The 15,436-nt window shown below is 38.4% G+C and carries 15 protein-coding genes; 8 read left to right on the forward strand and 7 right to left on the reverse strand.

The window, feature by feature from the left end; all coding sequences use genetic code 11:
* Positions 1–231 precede the first annotated feature (231 nt).
* Both FK178_RS04730 and FK178_RS04735 read left to right on the forward strand, forming a co-directional pair.
* The gene (locus FK178_RS04730; RefSeq protein WP_146831500.1) at positions 232–2,781 is read left to right on the forward strand and encodes an ATP-dependent Clp protease ATP-binding subunit; all 2,550 of its coding nucleotides are present in this window, start codon (positions 232–234) and stop codon (positions 2,779–2,781) included.
* A gap of 160 nt (positions 2,782–2,941) precedes the next feature.
* The gene (locus FK178_RS04735) at positions 2,942–3,319 is read left to right on the forward strand and encodes a hypothetical protein (RefSeq protein ID WP_146831502.1); all 378 of its coding nucleotides are present in this window, start codon (positions 2,942–2,944) and stop codon (positions 3,317–3,319) included.
* Here the strand turns inward: FK178_RS04735 and hutH are convergent.
* Both hutH and FK178_RS04745 read right to left on the reverse strand, forming a co-directional pair.
* Positions 3,316–4,827, reverse strand: a complete 1,512-nt coding sequence (hutH, locus tag FK178_RS04740; RefSeq protein ID WP_146831504.1) for a histidine ammonia-lyase — start codon at positions 4,825–4,827, stop codon at positions 3,316–3,318. The genes FK178_RS04735 and hutH overlap by 4 nt on opposite strands.
* A gap of 138 nt (positions 4,828–4,965) precedes the next feature.
* Complete coding sequence (locus FK178_RS04745; RefSeq protein WP_146831506.1) at positions 4,966–6,495, reverse strand: NAD(P)H-hydrate dehydratase; 1,530 nt, start codon at positions 6,493–6,495, stop codon at positions 4,966–4,968.
* Between the two features lie 134 nt (positions 6,496–6,629).
* On the opposite strand from FK178_RS04745, the gene gcvT reads away from it, so the two are divergent.
* From gcvT to FK178_RS04765, 4 genes are all read left to right on the forward strand, one after another.
* Positions 6,630–7,712: a glycine cleavage system aminomethyltransferase GcvT gene (gcvT, locus tag FK178_RS04750; RefSeq protein WP_146831508.1), complete on the forward strand. Its 1,083-nt coding sequence runs from the start codon at positions 6,630–6,632 to the stop codon at positions 7,710–7,712.
* Between the two features lie 5 nt (positions 7,713–7,717).
* Positions 7,718–8,533 carry a sugar nucleotide-binding protein gene (locus FK178_RS04755; RefSeq protein WP_146831510.1) on the forward strand — a complete coding sequence of 272 codons (816 nt, stop codon included), beginning with the start codon at positions 7,718–7,720 and terminating at the stop codon, positions 8,531–8,533.
* Between the two features lie 120 nt (positions 8,534–8,653).
* Entirely contained in the window at positions 8,654–8,941 is a 288-nt protein-coding gene (locus FK178_RS04760; protein WP_146831512.1) for a 4a-hydroxytetrahydrobiopterin dehydratase, read from the forward strand.
* Positions 8,942–9,028: 87 nt separating this feature from the next.
* Positions 9,029–9,748 carry a YebC/PmpR family DNA-binding transcriptional regulator gene (locus FK178_RS04765; RefSeq protein WP_146831514.1) on the forward strand — a complete coding sequence of 240 codons (720 nt, stop codon included), beginning with the start codon at positions 9,029–9,031 and terminating at the stop codon, positions 9,746–9,748.
* 12 nt (positions 9,749–9,760) lie between these two features.
* On the opposite strand, the gene FK178_RS04770 is transcribed toward FK178_RS04765, so the two are convergent.
* Both FK178_RS04770 and FK178_RS04775 read right to left on the reverse strand, forming a co-directional pair.
* Positions 9,761–10,300 carry a 1-acyl-sn-glycerol-3-phosphate acyltransferase gene (locus tag FK178_RS04770; RefSeq protein ID WP_146831516.1) on the reverse strand — a complete coding sequence of 180 codons (540 nt, stop codon included), beginning with the start codon at positions 10,298–10,300 and terminating at the stop codon, positions 9,761–9,763.
* Positions 10,300–11,532, reverse strand: a complete 1,233-nt coding sequence (locus tag FK178_RS04775; RefSeq protein WP_146837472.1) for a proline dehydrogenase family protein — start codon at positions 11,530–11,532, stop codon at positions 10,300–10,302. The genes FK178_RS04770 and FK178_RS04775 overlap by 1 nt, the downstream gene beginning before the upstream one ends.
* 102 nt (positions 11,533–11,634) lie before the next feature.
* Between FK178_RS04775 and aroB the strand changes: the two genes are divergently transcribed.
* Positions 11,635–12,711, forward strand: coding sequence for a 3-dehydroquinate synthase (gene aroB, locus FK178_RS04780; RefSeq protein ID WP_146831519.1), 1,077 nt, complete (start codon positions 11,635–11,637; stop codon positions 12,709–12,711).
* Positions 12,712–12,802: 91 nt separating this feature from the next.
* Entirely contained in the window at positions 12,803–13,117 is a 315-nt protein-coding gene (locus FK178_RS04785; RefSeq protein ID WP_146831521.1) for a hypothetical protein, read from the forward strand.
* A gap of 97 nt (positions 13,118–13,214) precedes the next feature.
* Here the strand turns inward: FK178_RS04785 and FK178_RS04790 are convergent, their stop codons facing one another.
* From FK178_RS04790 to FK178_RS04800, 3 genes are all read right to left on the reverse strand, one after another.
* Positions 13,215–13,763, reverse strand: coding sequence for a type 1 glutamine amidotransferase domain-containing protein (locus FK178_RS04790; RefSeq protein WP_146831523.1), 549 nt, complete (start codon positions 13,761–13,763; stop codon positions 13,215–13,217).
* Between the two features lie 106 nt (positions 13,764–13,869).
* Positions 13,870–14,871, reverse strand: coding sequence for a YihY/virulence factor BrkB family protein (locus FK178_RS04795; RefSeq protein WP_146831525.1), 1,002 nt, complete (start codon positions 14,869–14,871; stop codon positions 13,870–13,872).
* Positions 14,868–15,386: a DinB family protein gene (locus FK178_RS04800; protein WP_146831527.1), complete on the reverse strand. Its 519-nt coding sequence runs from the start codon at positions 15,384–15,386 to the stop codon at positions 14,868–14,870. The genes FK178_RS04795 and FK178_RS04800 overlap by 4 nt, the downstream gene beginning before the upstream one ends.
* Positions 15,387–15,436 lie beyond the last annotated feature (50 nt).

A 15,436-nucleotide genomic window follows, 5' to 3' on the forward strand; every position in this document is an offset into this window, starting at 1 on the left:
TTAGTTCAAAAATCTAACGTGCCAATTTACGGATTTTACCAATGTTTTAAGGGGTGTATACCCATGTTTTGACAAATTTTATTAACAAATATTTAGGCAGTCTTGGTTAATAAGTTAGTTACCTTCAAATTTGTATATTGAAAGTAATTTTGTCAATTAGCTTGCGACACATTGTTAGGTACAATTTTTGAACCCTGTGCATTATACAATTTAAAGAGAAAGGAAAATAAGATGGATGATAATTTTTCACCCAAAGTCAAAGATGTCATAGCTTATAGCAAAGAAGAAGCGCTAAGGCTTGGCCATGACTTTATTGGAACTGAACATTTAATGCTGGGCCTTCTGCGTGATGGAGACGGTAAAGCTATAAATATATTGAACGCCCTTGATATAGACCTTAGTCATTTAAGGCGAAAAGTAGAAATTTTAAGTCCCGCCAACCCCGCCCCAACAGGAATTTCAAATGAGAAGAAAAACCTACACCTTACAAGGCAGGCAGAGCGTGCTTTAAAAACAACTTTTTTGGAGGCAAAACTCTTTCAAAGTTCTTCAATTAATACAGCGCATTTATTGCTTTGTATATTAAGAAACGAGAATGATCCAACTACCAAACTTCTGAATAAACTGAAAATAGATTATGACGGAGTTAAAGATCAATTTAAATATATGATTACCAACGAAGATGACTTCCTTGAAGCACCGCGGGCCGAATCTTTTTCAGATGAGGACAATACAGATGATGTTTCCAAGGATAATCCCTTTACCAGCGCAGGTGGAAAATCTACCAAAAAATCCAAAACCCCGGTATTGGACAATTTTGGAAGAGATCTTACAGCCATGGCCGAAATTGACAAACTTGATCCTGTAGTAGGAAGAGAGAAGGAAATTGAAAGGGTAAGCCAAATCCTGAGCAGAAGAAAAAAGAACAACCCATTGCTTATTGGGGAACCCGGCGTAGGTAAATCTGCTATTGCTGAAGGTCTTGCATTGCGTATTGTGAAGCGAAAAGTTTCACGTATCCTGTTTGACAAGAGGGTTGTGACATTAGATCTTGCGAGTTTGGTTGCAGGTACCAAATACCGTGGCCAGTTTGAGGAGCGAATGAAAGCCGTAATGAACGAGCTGGAAAAGAATGATGATATAATTCTTTTCATTGATGAGATACACACCATTGTTGGTGCAGGTGGCGCAACAGGAAGCCTTGATGCCAGTAACATGTTTAAGCCTGCCCTTGCACGTGGAGAGATCCAGTGTATTGGTGCCACTACTTTAGATGAGTACAGGCAATACATTGAAAAAGACGGAGCTTTAGAAAGAAGGTTCCAGAAAGTGATCGTAGAGCCTACTACAGTAGATGAAACTTTAGAGATACTAAATAATATTAAAGATAAATACGAGGAGCACCATAATGTTTCCTATACTGCGGAAGCTATTGATGCCTGTGTAAAGCTAACTAACCGGTATATGACAGACCGTTTTCTACCGGACAAAGCAATAGATGCACTGGATGAAGCAGGAGCTCGCGTGCATATTACCAATATAGAAGTGCCCAAACAAATTCTTGACCTTGAACGCAAACTGGAAGAAGTACGTGAGAGTAAGAATGCCGTTGTTAAAAAACAAAAGTATGAGGAGGCTGCAAAATTGCGGGATGACGAAAAGAATTTTGAAAAGCAACTTGCCATAGCCCAGGAAAAATGGGAAGAGGAATCTAAAAAGCACAAGGAAATAGTAACTGAGGATCATGTTGCCGATGTGGTTTCAATGATGACCGGTGTTCCTGTTAACAGAATTGCCCAAACCGAAATTAATAAACTTGCCGAACTCCCTAAACGTATTAAAGGGAAAGTAATTGGGCAGGATGAAGCTGTAAACAAGGTTGTAAAAGCAATCCAGCGTAACCGTGCGGGATTAAAAGATCCCAACAAACCCATTGGATCCTTTATTTTCCTTGGTCAAACCGGGGTGGGTAAAACCCAGCTTGCAAAGATCCTTGCCAAGGAGTTGTTTGATAATGAAGATACGCTCATAAGAATAGATATGAGCGAATACATGGAGAAATTTGCTGTATCGAGATTGATAGGTGCACCTCCGGGATATATAGGTTATGAAGAAGGAGGCCAGCTAACAGAAAAAGTAAGAAGAAAACCTTACGCAGTGTTATTGCTTGATGAGGTTGAAAAAGCTCATCCGGATGTTTTTAATATGCTGCTCCAGGTATTGGATGACGGGTATCTTACAGATAGTTTGGGCCGCAAGATCGATTTCAGAAATACCATTATCATAATGACCTCCAATATTGGATCCAGAAAGCTTAAAGATTTTGGCCAGGGAGTTGGTTTTGGGACCGCAGCGAAGCGCTCTCAAATTGATGAAAACACCCGAAGTGTTATAGAAAGTGCTCTTAAAAAAGCCTTTGCTCCGGAATTTTTAAACAGGATAGATGATGTGGTGATCTTTAATTCCCTTGAACGCGAGGACATTCACAAGATCATAGAAATAGAACTTGCCAAATTATATGACCGTATAGGGTTAATAGGCTACACTCTTACTCTCAGCGATAAGGCTAAAGATTATATCGCAGAAAAAGGTTTTGATAAAGATTATGGTGCAAGGCCACTTAACAGGGCTATTCAAAAATATATTGAAGATGCACTGGCCGAGGAGATTATAACTTCAAACCTTACTGAGGGAGATAAGATTTTTATGGACCTTGCGGAGGGTAAAGATGCTTTGACCATTAAAATTGACAAGGCAGTATCAAAAGAAAAGGAATCTTAATTGTAAGATTTTAATAAGCATACAGCCTTCCATTTCTGTAAAGAGTTGGGAGGCTTTTATTATTTTACCATAGAAAAAATACATCCAAAATACCAACCCGGGTTTCTAAATACAGCTTAAAAATACCTACATTTGCCCCACATAATTTCCCTACAAATTTATGATAGAACAAATTCTGGAACTGGACTTTGGAAAAGTCTGGTTTAAAGATAATATCCTGATTGCAGAACTTAACGAAGGTATTTTGCTGGATGTTGAGAGTAACCGAAAATTACTGGCTATAGGGAAAAAAAATTTTGGAGATGATCCTTATGGATACATTTCTTACCGTATAAATTCTTATGCGGTAAATCCTATGGTTTACCTTGATTCTGCGAGTATCTCAAATCTAAAGGCAATAGCCGTGGTTTCAACGAGTGACATGTGCCGTAATAATGCAGTTTTGGAGCGCCAGTTCTATAAGGACAGTAATTCCTTTGAGGTTTTTGAAACCCTTGAAGAAGCTGTTTCCTGGATCAAATCGCAACTCAGGGGTTAATCAAACAGCAATTCTTCATCAATTTTAAAGGAGTTTATAAATTCTTTGGCTTTGTGAATAGGTACTGCCATTACCTGATCTTCTTTTACAATAGGAACTATATCGCGGAAAGTATCCAGCATTTGGGTTAGAAACGGCGAAGTTTTGGCCGGCTCCCTGAAATGTAGCGCCTGGGATGCATTAAATAATTCTATAGCCAGAATTGTGGAAATGTTATCTATAACCTTCTGCACTTTGGTGGCACTGTTGGCTCCCATACTCACATGATCTTCCTGCCCGTTTGATGATACAATGGAATCTGTACTTGAAGGGTTCGCATATAGTTTATTCTGGCTCACAATACTGGCTGCGGTATACTGCGGGATCATAAAACCACTGTTAAGACCCGGATTTTCTACCAGAAACATTGGGAGACCTCTTAGCCCCGAAACCAGCTGGTAAATACGCCTTTCAGAAATATTCCCCAGTTCAGCCATTGAAATTGCCATATAATCCAATGCCAGCGCAAGTGTTTGCCCGTGAAAATTACCGCCGGAGATAATTTTATCTTCTGCTACAAAAATGTTTGGATTATCTGTTACCGAATTGATCTCTGTTTTAAATGTTTTCCGAACAAAAGATAAGGTGTCCTTTGTAGCGCCATGTACCTGCGGAATACACCTGAAGGAATAAGGATCCTGAACAATATCTTTTTCTTCTGCAGCTATTTCACTATCCTGAAGAAATCCCCTTAACCTTTCAGCCGTTTTCACCTGTCCGCGGTGCGGCCTTACCATTTGAACCAGTTCATCAAAGGGAGACATATTACAATTAAAAGCATCCACAGATATTGCGCTTATAACATCTGCCAGATAACTTAACTTATAAGATTCAAGCAGTGCATGAATTCCATGAGCGCTCATAAACTGAGTTCCATTTAACAACGCCAAACCTTCCTTAGACTGTAATTTTACAGGCTCCCATTCAAACATTTCAAGCACAACCTGTGCAGGCAATCTTTCATCTTTAAAATACACCTCTCCTTTCCCAATCAATGGTAAAGACAAGTGTGCCAAAGGCGCCAGATCTCCAGAGGCTCCCAAAGAGCCCTGTTCATAAATTACCGGAAAAATGTCTTCATTATAAAAATCTATGAGGCGTTGCACTGTTTGAAGAGATACACCAGAATGGCCATAACTTAAAGACTGGATCTTTAATAATAACATCAACCTTATTACAGGTTTTGCAATAAGGCTTCCCGTACCGCAGGCGTGTGACATCACGAGGTTTTCCTGAAGCTCTGTTAACTTTTCATTAGATATCTTCACATTACAAAGGGAACCAAAGCCGGTATTAACGCCATAAATGGGTTTGCTGTTCTCCTGCATTTTTTTGTCGAGATAATTCCGGGCATTTTCAATATTGACCCTGGCCTCATCGCTAAGTTCCAGCTTCTTATGGGTATTTATGATATCGTAAACAGTGGGAAGATCTAATACAGCAGAGCTAATATAATGAGATGACTCCATAGGGAAGTAAAAAAATTTGAAATTTTAAATTATTTAAATAATACCTCCGCTATTAAATTTAAGGAAGTAATTCTTGTTTTTCCAACGCAGGTCTCCACAATGGTTAAACAAATGCTAAATTAAAAGAATAAATGAGGATTATTCCATTCCTCTATCATCATTTTTGAACAAATCCAAAAAGGCGGCACCAATATTATCTACAATGTCACCTGCGATCATTCCCTGGTAGCTTAGTTTTGAGGCAGCAATATCCCCAGCTTTTCCGTGTAAATAGGTAGCAAAAACTGCCGCTATAAGAGGTTCATATTTTTGAGAGATCAAGCTTGTTATAACCCCTGCCAGAACATCACCGGCTCCAGCAGTAGCCATCCCGGGATTGCCGGTATTATTTATGTAAAGATTATCTCCTGAAACGGTAATGCTGTGTGCGTCCTTTATTACCAGGATTACTTCATATTTATTAGTAAACTCTTTTGCCTTGGCCAGCTTATCAAAATCATCTTTCCATTCTCCAAGCAATCTCTCCAGTTCTTTTGGATGTGGGGTAAGAACAGAATTTTTGGGTATTAATTTCAAAAATCCTTTATTATTGGAAAGCATATTCAAACCATCGGCATCAATTACCATGGGAGATTTGGTTTTCTTCAGTAAAGATTCAAAGGTTTTAACTGTGGCCGCGCTTATGCCGGCCCCCATTCCAAAACAAATCACATCGGGTTCTGGCTCAAATTGAATATTCTTTAGCTCTTTCTCCCCTTCATCAATTATCACCATAGCTTCAGGTAATATGGATTGCAGGATCTCATAGCCGCATTCCGGGGAATATATTGTTACCAATCCCGCTCCCGTTCTTAATGCTGCTTTCGCGCTTAGGGAAATACTGCCTATTTTCCCATAGCTCCCTCCTATTATCATACTATGCCCGTAATCGCCTTTATGCGAAAAATTCTTTCGGGGTATGTATAGGTTTTTTGCTTCTTCCTTATCGATTAACTGGGCTTCTGCCGGTGCGGCAGCCAGATATTCATAATCCAGTCCAATATTTAGCACCTGGTAATTTCCCACAAATTCTGCGGTTTTCGGTAGATAATACACCAATTTGGGTGCCTGGAAAGTTAAGGTATAATTAGCCTTGATAACTGCATCTCCCGGTTCCGGCGTCTTGGTAGAAAACAAGCCCGAAGGCATATCTATAGACAAAATAAAAGCTCCCGAGGCATTGATGTAATGAATAAGATCTGCCACCCAACCTTCCGGGGGTCTGTTAAGGCCAATACCAAAAATAGCGTCTATTACAAAGTCCTTGGGGTGAAGCTCAGGAAAATCCTCGGCTCCTTTTAATAATGTGGGCCAGGGAGCCCCTATTTCTTTTATCTTGTTATAGTTGGAAAGAAAATCCCGGGAACGTTCTTTTGTAAAGTTTACAACATAAATACTTACATAATAACCATGTTCAATCAATAACCTGCCTACCACGAGTCCATCTCCTCCATTATTTCCAATTCCGCAAATAATTTTAATAGGAACGGATTCATTATTAAGCCTGGCATGTATTTCTTTAAACACAAGGCCTGCAGCTCTCTCCATCAACTCTTCAGAGGTGATACCCTGTTTTTCAATGGTAACTTTATCTGCTTCGGCCAGCTGCTGAACGGTAAATATTTTCATATTATAATTTTAGGGGGTATAAATATAAAACTTCTGTTTCTGCAAAATAAGCTTCAGGCCAGATTCTTAATAAATCTTCACAATTTACCCTATAATCGGGGTGAATTAAATAAATTTACCAAAATTTATAACTCATGAAAGATATTGCTCTAAACGAGATCCATAAAAATTTAAATGCTAAAATGGTTCCATTTGCAGGTTATAATATGCCTGTATCCTATGAAGGTGTAAATATTGAACACGAAACGGTACGAAAAGCCGTGGGAGTATTTGATGTTTCTCACATGGGGGAATTCCTTATAGTGGGAGAAAACGCTCTGGACCTTATTCAAAAAGTGTGTTCCAATGATGTTTCCAAATTGGTAGACGGGCAGGCACAATATAATTGTATGCCTAATGAAACCGGAGGAATTGTTGATGACCTTATTGTTTATAGATTCAATGCTGAAAAATATATTCTGGTAGTGAATGCTTCCAATATTGAAAAAGACTGGAACTGGATTTCCCAGCACAATACAATGGATGCAACTATGAGAGATCTGTCTGACGAATATTCCCTGCTTGCCATACAGGGTCCCAAGGCTGCGGAAGCCATGCAGTCCCTTACCAATGTTAATTTAGCTGAAATGAAATTCTACACTTTTGAAGTGGCAGATTTTGCAGGGGTAAATAATGTGATAATTTCTGCCACCGGATATACCGGAAGCGGCGGCTTTGAGATCTATTTCAAAAATGAAGATGCAGAGGAGATATGGAACAAAGTAATGGATGCAGGGGCAGAATTTGGAATTAAACCCATAGGACTTGCTGCACGGGATACACTTAGACTTGAGATGGGCTACTGCTTGTACGGAAATGATATAGATGATACCACCTCCCCTTTTGAGGCAGGATTGGGATGGATCACAAAATTCACCAAGGACTTTATTAATTCTGACAATTTAAAAAAGGAGAAGGAAGAAGGACCTAAAAGAAAACTAATAGCCTTTGAGCTGGATGAAAGGGGAATTCCACGTCACGGGTATGATATTTTAGATGAGAATGGCAGGGTTATTGGCATTGTGACATCGGGCACCATGTCACCATCATTGGACAAAGGAATAGGAATGGGTTATATTCCCACAGAAATGGCCAAAAACAATTCAAAGATTTTTATCCAGATCCGGAAAAATGCTGTTCCCGCATCCCAGGTGAAACTGCCCTTTTATAAAGGATAAAACTATTGAAAAAAATATTGATCGTAGGAGCAAGCGGCTTTATAGGCAATGCCTTATATAAAGAGCTTTGCTCCTATTTTGATACCTATGGGACCTATTTTACCCAAACCGCAGCCTTCAGGGATAATAAAAAATTTTTCGAATTCGATCAGGATACAGAAAATATAGAGATCCTGCTTGAAAATCTTAAACCAACGGTTATAATTTCTGCTATTCGTGGGAATTTCAACTCTCAGGTTCACACTCATTTTGCCATTATAGATTACATTTTGAAAAATGATTGTAAGCTTATCTTCATTTCCTCAGCAAATGTGTTCGATGCCTTTACCAACTATCCTTCCTATGAATATGACAAAACACTTTCTCAAAGTGTCTATGGCAGGTTTAAAATAAAAATTGAGAATGCCCTTTTGAGGTTGCCCAACCATAAATATGCCATCCTTAGATTGCCTATGGTATTTGGGGCGAACTCTCCACGAATTATTGAAATTAAGAATAAGATAGAGTATGGACAGGCATTGGAAGTATTTCCAAATGTGGTGGTGAACGCCACAGAAATTGGAAAAATTACCCAGCAGGTTCATTATATTATCAATAGAAAAAAACAAGGAGTATTCCATTTGGGAAGTAATGACCTTACCCATCAACATGACCTAATAACAGATATCGCCGAAATTCTTGGTTTTAAAAACCCCTTATTAAAACAGGTTTTCGATTCAAATTATGATCGCTTTCTGGCAGTTTTGCCTAAAGACAACCTTTTGCCCAAAAATTTACAGGTCTCTATTCAGGATGTTATAAAAGCTACTGTGATTAAATAAAAGGCTGTTAATCTTCTATTAAATACCATAAACTATACCCTGGCCTGAATACTGAATTGTGTAACTTTAAAAATTATTTAATACAGGCTGATGGTTATTCAGTCTAAATCCCGCAACGCCATGAAAAAATTAACTGATGAAGAAATTGAAAAAAAATTAGGATCCCTGGAAGGCTGGAGTTATACAGATGAGGGAATACAAACTTCTTTTGAATTTGAAAATTTCAAAGAAGCTTTTACTCTTATGACCCGTATTGCTTTTGAAGCTGAAGCTATGGATCACCACCCCAATTGGACAAATGTTTACAATACACTTGAAATTACGTTAAGCACTCATGATGCCGGCGGGGTGACAGCAAAGGATTTTAAACTAGCCAAAGCGATAGAAGATATTGTCAACGCAGAGTAATTGCTGAATTAAATTAATTCACGTTCCATTTTTTAGTTGAAAATGGAACGTTTTTTTTTATTTTTACCACAGATTTTTAAAACAGGTATGGGAAGAGCATTTGAATTTAGAAAAGCACGAAAAATGAAACGCTGGTCAGCAATGGCCAAAGCTTTTACTCGCATTGGAAAAGATATTGTAATGGCGGTTAAGGAAGGTGGCCCCGATCCCGATTCCAATTCCAGGCTTCGTGCGGTAATTCAGAATGCAAAGAGCCTCAACATGCCTAAAGAAAATGTGGAGCGCGCGATTAAAAGGGCAAGTGATAAAAGTCAGGGAGATTATAAGATCGTGCTTTTTGAAGGTTACGCCCCTCATGGGATTGCTGTTCTCGTTGAAACAGCAACAGATAATAATAACAGAACTGTTGCAAATGTGCGCATGCACTTTAGTAAAAGCGATGGAAATTTAGGCACATCTGGTTCTGTTGAATTTATGTTTGATCATACCTGCAACTTTCGCATAGCGTCCAATGGTCTTGATCCCGAAGAACTGGAACTTGAGCTTATAGATTTTGGAGCTGAGGAGGTTTTTGAAGATGAAGATGGTATCCATATATATGCCCCTTTCGAAAGTTTTGGCGCGCTGCAAAAGGAATTGGAACGCAGGGAAATTGAAATTCTGTCCTCCGGTTTTGAACGTATTCCTCAGGTTACCAAGAAATTAACCCCGGATGAGGCTGCCGATGTTGAAAAACTTTTGGAGCGTCTTGAAGAGGATGATGATGTACAACATGTGTATCACACCATGGAAGAATCTCAAGAGTAAGGGACCTGGATTTTAAAAATTATCAGGGTTCTTTCCTTTTACCCCTTCATAAAATTTCTTTATTTCTACAAGATCTTTTTCAAGGTTTCCTGTAGTATAAAAAGGCTGTGCAACTTTCACTTCCTTTCGGGAATAATCAAAAGCAACTTTTATTATAGGCACATTTGCAGCCTCAGCAATATAATAAAAACCCGTTTTCCAGCGATCGGTCTTTTTCCTGGTGCCTTCCGGTGACAATGCCAGCCGGAACACATCTTTGGTTTTAAAAATGGCGGTGATGGCTTCTACCTTGTTTTGATTAGGAGTGCGGTCCAGGGGTGTGCCGCCAACCCATCTGAAATACCACCCAAATGGGGGGCGAAATAATTCTTTTTTACCTACAAAATCACTTTGTATTCCCAATATACTGCGTACCAGCAGCCCCAAAAGGAAGTCATACCAACTGGTATGAGGAGCCACAATGATCACACATTTTTTAATGGCAGGATCAATAGCACCCTTTAAGTCCCATTTTAAAATTTTAAAGAAAATGAATTTGGAAAGAGATATCATTAATCTATCTCTTCTTTAATCTTTTTTTTTGAAACTGGTTGACGGTTTGCTTTGGATACCTCCCCTTTACGTCGTTTCTTTTCTTCCATTAAAAGCGAAAGCTCCCTACCGGTCTGTCCTTTTACCGAGGTGTTTTCTTCTGCTCTTCTTATTAAGTAAGGAACAACTTCACGCACAGGACCAAAAGGCACCAGTTTAGCAGAATTATAACCTTTTCTGGCAAGATTGTAACTAATATGATCACTCATCCCATACAACTGGCTAAACCAAACCCTGTCATCATTTATTGCTATCTTCTTATCCTCAAGAATTTGTAGGGCAAGATAATTACTCATTTCATTATGAGTTCCAATAAAAGTATGGATCTCATCAATATTTGCAAGGCAATATGCAAGTACTCCATTATAGCTTACATCTGTAGCCTCTTTATTCTCACATATTGGAGTTGGATATCCCATTTTGTGGGCCCGCTCATTTTCTTTTTCCATGTAAGCTCCGCGTACTATTTTGGCGCCTACAATAAACCCATCCTTTACTCCTTTTTCGTGAAGCTCCTGTAAGTAAGCCAGCCTGTCCCATCTATAGCACTGCAGGGTATTGTAAACAATAGCTTTTTCCTGATTATATTTGCGCATCATTTTTTCCATCAACTCATCTGCTGCTCCCTGCATCCATGACTCCTCAGCATCAGCCAATACACTTATATCATTTTGATAAGCTGCTTCACAAATATTTTCAACCCTTTGCTGCACTCTTTTCCATTCTTCCTCTTCTTCCGGGGTTAAAGTAATTTTGGAGGAGACTTTTTCCCATATCTCCAATCGTCCAATACCTGTAGGTTTAAATACAGCAAATGGGATCTCTTTTCGCTTTGCAGCAAATTCAATAATGCTTATTTTCTTTTTCATTGCAGCATCAAGATGTTCTTCCTGCTCCTTTCCTTCTACCGAATAATCAAGGATACTGTGAAGTTTCTTGGTGTACATTTTTCCAATGGCAGGTAAACAATCTTCCATGGTCTCACCCCCACTAAATTGGTTAAAAATGGTAGCCCTTATTAAACCTTCAACCGGAAGGTGAAGTTTTAAAGAAAACCGCGTCAATGCAGTGCCAATTTTTACTAAAGTGGGTCGGTTTATCATTCCAAAAAGAAAGAGCGCCCGGTTAAGTTCCTCGTCAGATTTTAGTTTAAATGCTGTCTCGGTATCATTGAAGATCTTTTGTGTAATCATTGCGATATTATTGATCATACAAAGATAATTATTGAGAGTTGATTTATTTATAATTTTCTCCTTATTTTCGACTTTTAATTATATTATTTATACCTACTAAATATGGCTACCCACGCAGCACAGGCTAAGGTTTTTTATTCAGAAAAAGCATATAAGCAACTGAATATTTTTTTAAAAAAGACAGCACCCTCTGCCATCTTTATAATTGTTGACAGCAACACCCAGGATCAATGCCTCCCACTCTTTTTACCTTTAATTGAAACCAACACTGAGATTGAGATAATAGAAATGGATCCAGGGGAAGAATACAAAAATATTGAAACCTGTTCGGGTATATGGAATGTTCTATCTGAACTGGGCGCCGACAGGAAGAGCCTGGTGATAAATCTTGGCGGTGGCGTGGTTACAGATCTGGGCGGATTTATAGCCAGTACTTTTAAACGCGGAATTCAATACATCAATGTACCTACTACCCTACTCTCTATGGTAGATGCTTCAGTAGGCGGAAAAACAGGTGTGGATCTAGGCAATTTAAAAAATCAGATTGGAGTGATCTCTCAACCGGAAATGGTACTTATTGACCCGGGATTCTTAAGCACTCTTCCGCCGGAAGAAATGAGAAGCGGGCTTGCAGAAATTTTGAAACACGGTTTAATTGCCAAAAGGGCCTATTGGGAAAAAGCCAATGATCTAAAGAAGCTGGGGCTGGAAGATCTTCGTGATCTTATAATGGAATCTGTTGATATCAAAACCCACATAGTCACAAAAGACCCCCGGGAAGAAAATTTACGAAAAACCCTGAATTTTGGACACACCTTTGGCCATGCAATAGAATCCTATTTTTTAACCCATCCTGAAAAAAATAAAGTGTTACACGGGGAGGCCGTTGCAGCAGGAATGATCATTGCCTTATTCCTCTCTACAAAAATTACAAACTTTCCAGAAAAAGAGCTGGAGAGTATTACCCAAACTATCCTCGAGTTCTTCCCTGTGATCGAAATAAGGGAGGAAGATTTTTCCAAGATCATCGAACTGCTGAAATTTGACAAGAAAAACTCACATGGAAATATAAATTTCGTTCTTTTAGAAGAAATAGGTGTGCCTATAATAGATTGTAAAGTGCCGGAAGATATGCTTTTTGAAAGTTTAGGGTTTTATAAAAATCTTAAAACCAGATAATTGTTTTTATTATCTAATTAATTGTTATAAATTATTTCTCTGATTGGATATAATCCAATTTTTATTATAATTGCACGATCAAATTATTGTTATGAAAAGAGTCATTGTAGATTACAAAAAACTTACTCCTGAAATTTTAAGCCTCCTGGTAGAAAAATATCCTGATGGATATGACGATGACCAGGTTATTTCATTTAAAAACGCTAAAAATGAAACCATTGAGGCTGTTGAAGTGAGAACAGATGAATCCATTTACCTCGTAAAAGTGAGTACAAGACTTGAAAATACTATGGCCAATTATGATGAAGATGATTATGAAGATTCAGATTTTAACGAGCCAATTGTAGATATTCCTGAAAAAGGAATTGAGGAAGAAGAGGATGAAGATGTAGATACTGAAAAATAAAAAAAGAAAAGGCTGCTTATTTATTTTATTTAGATCCTGTAATATCCCGGATCTTTTAATATAATAAGCAGCCTCTTTTTATTGGGAAAATTCCAAATCAGGCATGTTGTTCTTCATGCTTTCCTTCTTTGATCTCTTCAATAACTTTTTTATTAAAAGCCGGAAGATCATCCGGGTTTCTGCTGGTTACAAATCCACTGTCTACTACAACTTCCTTGTCTACCCATTTCGCTCCGGCATTTTCAAGATCTTTTCTAATAGTATGATATGAGGTCATTTCTCTTCCCTTTACCACTTCGGCATTTATCAATGTCCAGGCTGCGTGGCAAATTGCAGCTACCGGTTTTTTCTGTTTAAAAAAATCGCGAACAAATTCTAAAGCCTCTTCATTGGTTCGAAGATTATCTGGGTTCATTACTCCTCCCGGCAGTACCAAAGCATGATAATCTCCCGCACTTACCTTGTCCAGGGTATGATCCACTTTGTATTCCTTGGACCACTTATCTTTATCCCAGGCTTTTATTTTACCAGATTTATCACTTATTATATCTACCTGGAATCCTTCTTTTTCCATTGCCTCTTTTGGGGAAGTTAATTCTACTTCTTCAAATCCATTGGTGGCAAGCATTGCTACTTTCTTTTTCATAGTTCTCTATTTTATAATTAATAACTTATGCCTAAAATTATTAGTTAAGAAATAAAAACTCTATTAAGAAGCTTATAAAAAAAGGGAGAAAGGCGTTAAACCTTTATTAATCGTCTGTTACACACTCGGCCCTTTCCTTCTCTATATCAATATTTGCTCTTAGCCTGGCCAGCAATTTATGATCTTCATCGAGTTTTACATTTTTTCTTTCGAGTTTTTCAAGCTCTTTAAAAATTGCAGGCTCACTAAATCTATTGGGGCGTATACGTTCGTTTTTATGAAGGGCATACTGTACGGTAAATTCAGCGCCAAAAAACATTATTAAACAGGTATAATTCACCCATAGCAGGATAAGGATAATGGAGGAAGCGCTTCCATATACAGATCCCGGATTGCTTTGACCAAAATAAAACCCCATTAGGAATTCTCCTATCAGGAATAAAACTGTAGTTAAAGCGGCTCCATATAAGGTTATTTTTAATTTAATTTTTATATCCGGCAGTAATTTAAATATAGCACCAAACAATGCAGTAATAAATATAAAAGAGAGGATGTAATTAAGAATATTAAGGCCTACTGCTGTAATTACCGGGGCAATATCTTCTATATATTCTCCCAGGATCTTTACCAACGCGGAAACGATCAAAGCCAGTAACATCAAAAACCCAATGGCCAGTATCATCCCAAAAGATATCAGTCGGTCCATTATCATCCGCATGAAAGTTTCCTTTTTTGCAGCAACATTCCATATTTTATTCATAGAAATTTTAAGCCGGAAGAACACCCCGGTAGCTCCAAATAACAACATTGCAATTCCAAATATTATGGCCCAGGTAGAATTATCGGTAATGGCGGCGCTGGTTACCATTTTTTCAACTGCTTCAGCGGCATCGGCCCCAATAAAATCTTCTATTTGTTCATTCAATCTTCCCTGCACTGCTTCCCTTCCAAAAAAGGAGCCGGCAATAGATACTACAATTATTAAGAGAGAGGGAAGAGAAAATATGGTGTAATAGGCGATAATTGCACTTTCTGCCCAAGGGTCATTGGTGTTCCAACTCGTAAAAGTTTTTTTCAGCAAAGCAAAAAAGGTCCTTATTTTCTTCATAAATTATATTTGTTTTTAAACAGGGAGAGATGATGTTTTTCATGGCCGGCAATTATAAATCCTGCCGCTGCAGCACTTAGATCACCTCCACTGGAAATTCCTTTTTCCTTATACATTTCCTTTGTAAAACTCTCAAACATGCAAATACCCGATTCCCTTATGGCGTTATATTCCTTTATAAGGTCTTCGAGATTACGATCATTAGCACCGGAAGCCGGCACATAAGCGTCCTGGTCAAATCCTGCTAAAGGAGTCTTATCTTTTCTGGCAATTCGCAAGGCACGGTACTGGAAAATACGTTCAGTATCCAACATGTGCGGCAATACCTGGGCAACCGTCCATTTCCCGGCTTCATAACTCCACATAAGGTCTACCGGGTCCAGATTGGTAAGAAAATTTACCATTTCCTCGCGTTGGGAGCGCAGTAATGTTAAAAGCTCCAGTTGTGGGAGTTGATCAATATAGGTTTGATAATACGCGGGGTAATCTCCAATAAGAAGTTGTTCTGGTTTCATAATGCACAATTTTAATTGTCCTGATATATGTAACCAAGGTAAAAAAAACC

Origin of the sequence: Antarcticibacterium arcticum (assembly GCF_007993795.1) — a bacterium.
GTDB lineage: Bacteria > Bacteroidota > Bacteroidia > Flavobacteriales > Flavobacteriaceae > Gillisia > Gillisia arctica.

Excerpts from the sequence above, each read along its gene's own strand:
- FK178_RS04730 (WP_146831500.1), top strand. The coding sequence starts at position 232 with ATGGATGATAATTTTTCACCCAAAGTCAAAGATGTCATAGCTTATAGC.
- FK178_RS04735 (WP_146831502.1), top strand. The coding sequence starts at position 2,942 with ATGATAGAACAAATTCTGGAACTGGACTTTGGAAAAGTCTGGTTTAAA.
- hutH (WP_146831504.1), bottom strand. The coding sequence starts at position 4,827 with ATGGAGTCATCTCATTATATTAGCTCTGCTGTATTAGATCTTCCCACT.
- FK178_RS04745 (WP_146831506.1), bottom strand. The coding sequence starts at position 6,495 with ATGAAAATATTTACCGTTCAGCAGCTGGCCGAAGCAGATAAAGTTACC.
- gcvT (WP_146831508.1), top strand. The coding sequence starts at position 6,630 with ATGAAAGATATTGCTCTAAACGAGATCCATAAAAATTTAAATGCTAAA.
- FK178_RS04760 (WP_146831512.1), top strand. The coding sequence starts at position 8,654 with ATGAAAAAATTAACTGATGAAGAAATTGAAAAAAAATTAGGATCCCTG.
- FK178_RS04765 (WP_146831514.1), top strand. The coding sequence starts at position 9,029 with ATGGGAAGAGCATTTGAATTTAGAAAAGCACGAAAAATGAAACGCTGG.
- FK178_RS04770 (WP_146831516.1), bottom strand. The coding sequence starts at position 10,300 with ATGATATCTCTTTCCAAATTCATTTTCTTTAAAATTTTAAAATGGGAC.
- FK178_RS04775 (WP_146837472.1), bottom strand. The coding sequence starts at position 11,532 with ATGATTACACAAAAGATCTTCAATGATACCGAGACAGCATTTAAACTA.
- aroB (WP_146831519.1), top strand. The coding sequence starts at position 11,635 with ATGGCTACCCACGCAGCACAGGCTAAGGTTTTTTATTCAGAAAAAGCA.
- FK178_RS04785 (WP_146831521.1), top strand. The coding sequence starts at position 12,803 with ATGAAAAGAGTCATTGTAGATTACAAAAAACTTACTCCTGAAATTTTA.
- FK178_RS04790 (WP_146831523.1), bottom strand. The coding sequence starts at position 13,763 with ATGAAAAAGAAAGTAGCAATGCTTGCCACCAATGGATTTGAAGAAGTA.
- FK178_RS04795 (WP_146831525.1), bottom strand. The coding sequence starts at position 14,871 with ATGAAGAAAATAAGGACCTTTTTTGCTTTGCTGAAAAAAACTTTTACG.
- FK178_RS04800 (WP_146831527.1), bottom strand. The coding sequence starts at position 15,386 with ATGAAACCAGAACAACTTCTTATTGGAGATTACCCCGCGTATTATCAA.